This window comes from Labrys sp. 22185 (assembly GCF_052045555.1).
GTDB lineage: Bacteria > Pseudomonadota > Alphaproteobacteria > Rhizobiales > Labraceae > Labrys > Labrys neptuniae.
On record NZ_JBQEPH010000102.1, the window covers coordinates 1 to 3,402 of the forward strand.

At 64.7% G+C, this 3,402-nt stretch carries 4 protein-coding genes; all 4 read right to left on the bottom strand.

Annotated elements, in window-relative coordinates:
• Nucleotides 1-838 (bottom strand): glucose-1-phosphate thymidylyltransferase RfbA (gene rfbA, locus ACTJKX_RS37970; RefSeq protein ID WP_440728348.1); only part of this gene is annotated, 838 nt, incomplete at its 3' end.
• Nucleotides 839-891: 53 nt separating this feature from the next.
• Complete coding sequence (gene rfbD / locus ACTJKX_RS37975) at nt 892-1,827, bottom strand: dTDP-4-dehydrorhamnose reductase (protein ID WP_440728482.1); 936 nt, start codon at nt 1,825-1,827, stop codon at nt 892-894.
• A 34-nt stretch (nt 1,828-1,861) separates the two neighbouring features.
• Nucleotides 1,862-2,914 (bottom strand): dTDP-glucose 4,6-dehydratase, encoded by a 1,053-nt coding sequence (rfbB, locus tag ACTJKX_RS37980; protein WP_440726798.1) that lies wholly within the window; start codon nt 2,912-2,914, stop codon nt 1,862-1,864.
• Nucleotides 2,914-3,402: dTDP-4-dehydrorhamnose 3,5-epimerase (gene rfbC, locus ACTJKX_RS37985; protein ID WP_440728427.1), on the bottom strand; the 489-nt coding region annotated here is incomplete at its 5' end. The genes rfbB and rfbC, both read right to left, overlap by 1 nt.

Sequence of the window (3,402 nt, forward strand, 5' to 3'; positions counted from 1 at the left end):
TGCCGTAGCTGCTGTTCTCGACCTTCTTGGCGAGGTGACGCAGTTGATCGGCATCGATCCAGCCGCTGGAAAAGGCGATCTCCTCCGGGCAGGCCAGGCGCACGCCCTGCCGGTGCTCAAGCACGCGCACGAACTCGGCGGCCTGCAGCAGGCTGTCGGGCGTGCCGGTGTCGAGCCAGGCATAGCCCCGCCGCATGCGCTCCACATGCAGGCTGCCCCGCTCCATATAGATGCGGTTGACGTCGGTGATCTCATACTCGCCGCGCGCCGAGGGCTTGATGGTCCGGGCGATGTCGACCACCTCGGCATCGTAGAAATACAGCCCCGTCACCGCCCAGTTGGATTTGGGCTGCCTGGGCTTCTCCTCGATCGAGGTCGCCACCGCCTTCTCGTCGAAGCCGACCACGCCATAGCGCTCGGGATCGGTGACGTGATAGGCGAACACGGTGGCCCCCTCGCGGCGGGAGACGGCCGAGCGCATCAGGCCGGGCAGGCCGGCCCCATAAAACAGATTGTCGCCCAGGATGAGCGCCGAAGGCTCGCCCGCCACGAAATCGGCTCCGATGACGAAGGCCTGGGCCAGGCCGTCCGGGCGCGGCTGCTCGGCATAGCTCAGCTTCAGGCCCCATTGCGAACCATCGCCGAGCATCTTGCGGAACAGCGGCAGATCATGCGGGGTGGAAATCAGCAGGATTTCGCGAATACCCGCCTGCATGAAGGTGCTGAGCGGGTAATAGATCATCGGCTTGTCGTAGATCGGCAGCAACTGCTTGGAGGTGATGCTGGTCATCGGATAGAGCCGGGTGCCACTGCCGCCGGCCAGTATGATACCGCGCATTCTCAATAACTTCCTTGATCAAAAACACCACGGGCGGCCGATTGCGAAGGCCGTTAGGACGAAGCAAGAGGAGAAACGGGAGTGGGTGAGCCCGCGCCGGCACGCCCCGCCTGCAGGCGGGATACGCAGTCGCCGACCGAGGCGCGCCAATCTGGCAAGGCGATGCCGTAACGCTGCTGCAGCCTGGCCGTGTCCAGCCTTGAATCGGCAGGGCGGCGGGCCGGCGTGGGATAGTCTTTGGTCTCGATGCGCCTGACGCGGGCCGAGGGGCCACCCGACGATGCCGATGCCGCAAACACCGCCTCGGCGAGATCGGCCCAGCTCGCCTCACCGCTACCGGCGACATGAAACACGCCGAACAAGGGCGAGGCCGCCGCCTTCTCCTCGACGACCTTCCGGGCGATCCGCAGCAGCGTCTCGGCAAGATCGAGGGCATAGGTCGGGCAGCCGAACTGGTCGGAGACGACGCCGACCTCGTCGCGCTCGCCGGCGAGCCGCAGCATGGTCTTCACGAAATTCTGGCCATGGGGCGAGTAGACCCACGAGGTGCGGCAGATCACGTGGCGCGGATTGGCGGCGGCGACGCGCAGCTCGCCTTCATGCTTGGACGCACCATAGGCGCCGAGTGGACAGACCCGATCCTCCTCGCGATAGGGATGGCCTGCGGCGCCGTCGAAGACATAGTCGGTCGAGACATGCACGATCGGCACGCCGAGCCGTTGCGCGGCCTCCGCGACGAGCCCTGCGCCGACGGCGTTGACCGCATGGGCCTTCTCCGGTTCGCTCTCGGCCCGGTCGACCGCCGTATAGGCGGCGGCATTGATGATCGCATCCGCCCCGGATGCGAGGAGCGCCTCAGGAATGCTCGCCGGCTCGGCCAGATCGAGCCCAGGCCGGCCGAGACAGACGATATCCACGCCAGAGGACGCGCCAACGGCCTGCAGGTAGCGAGCCAGTTGCCCTTCCCTGCCCGTCACCACAATACGCATCGCGAAACCTCCTGGATCCGGACTGCCGGCAGGCTCAGGCGCTGACGAGCCCCAGCCGTTCGCCGGCATAGACCCCCGAGCGGATCGGGCGCCACCACCAATCATTGTCGAGATACCACTGCACCGTATGCCGGATGCCGGATTCGAAGGTCTCGAGGGCGCGCCAGCCCAGGTCCGCCTCGAGTTTGCCGGCATCGATCGCATAGCGCTGGTCATGGCCGGGGCGGTCCGGCACGAAGGCGATCAAATCCCGCCGCGGACGCGAACCGGCGACGAGCCCGTCCAGAACGTCGCAAATGGTCTCGACCACGCTCAGATTGCTGCGCTCGCTGCGCCCACCGACATTATAGGTCTCTCCCGGCCGGCCCGTCCGCACGATTGTCCACAGGGCACGGGCGTGGTCCCCGACGAAAAGCCAGTCACGCACATTGCTGCCATCGCCATAGACCGGCAATGTGCGTCCCTCCAATGCGTTGAGGATGACGAGCGGGATAAGCTTTTCGGGAAAATGATACGGGCCGTAATTGTTCGAGCAGTTGGAGATCAGCACCGGCAGGCCATAGGTGCGCATCCAGGCTCGGGCAAGATGGTCGGAAGCCGCCTTGCTGGCCGAATAAGGCGAGCTCGGATCATAGCGCGTGGTCTCGGTGAAGAGGCCGTCGCTGCCGAGCGAACCATAGACCTCGTCCGTGGAGACATGCAGGAAACGGAACGCGTCACGCTCCCGGCCCGAAAGCGTACGCCAATAGGCGCGCGACGCTTCCAGCAGGGTGTAGGTCCCCACGATATTGGTCTGGATGAAGTCATCGGCTCCGGCGATCGAGCGGTCGACATGGCTTTCGGCGGCCAGATGCATCACCGCGTTCGGGCGAAAAGATGCCATGACGGCATCCAGCTTCAGCCTGTCGGTGATGTCGCCGCGCATGAAGCGATAATTTCGTGAGCCAGCTATCGAGCGCAGAGAATGAGGATTGCCCGCATAGGTAAGCTTGTCGAAGTTGAGCACCTCGACATCCCCCTCCCCCACCAGCAGGCGCACCACGGCCGAACCGATGAAGCCTGCACCGCCTGTCACCAGAACACGCATCATGCGACACCTTCCTGTTCGGAGTTGTAATGAAACTGAGCCGGCAAGTCTTTCAGGAGCGGCAACCCCTGGTCCTTCGCCGAAAGCACGGGACCCTGTGGCAGCACGGGCCATTCGATGCCGATCGCAGGGTCATTCCACAGAATGCCGCCATCGTCGTCGGGGCTGTAGTAATTGGTGACCTTGTAGGCAACCAGCGTGTCCGGCTCCAACGTGCAATAGCCATGGGCGAAGCCGACAGGCACCCACAGCTGGTCGCCATCGACCCCGTCCAGGCGGGCCGAGACATATCTGCCGAAGGTCGGCGAGCCCTGGCGGATATCGACCGCCACGTCGAGTATCGCACCGCGGATGACACGAATCAGCTTGCCCTGCGCCATCGGCGAACGCTGAAAATGCAAGCCTCGCAGCGTACCCGCGGCGCCGGACAAGGCCTCGTTGTCCTGAACGAATTCTACGTCGGCAACCTGCTGGCAAAACCCGCGCGC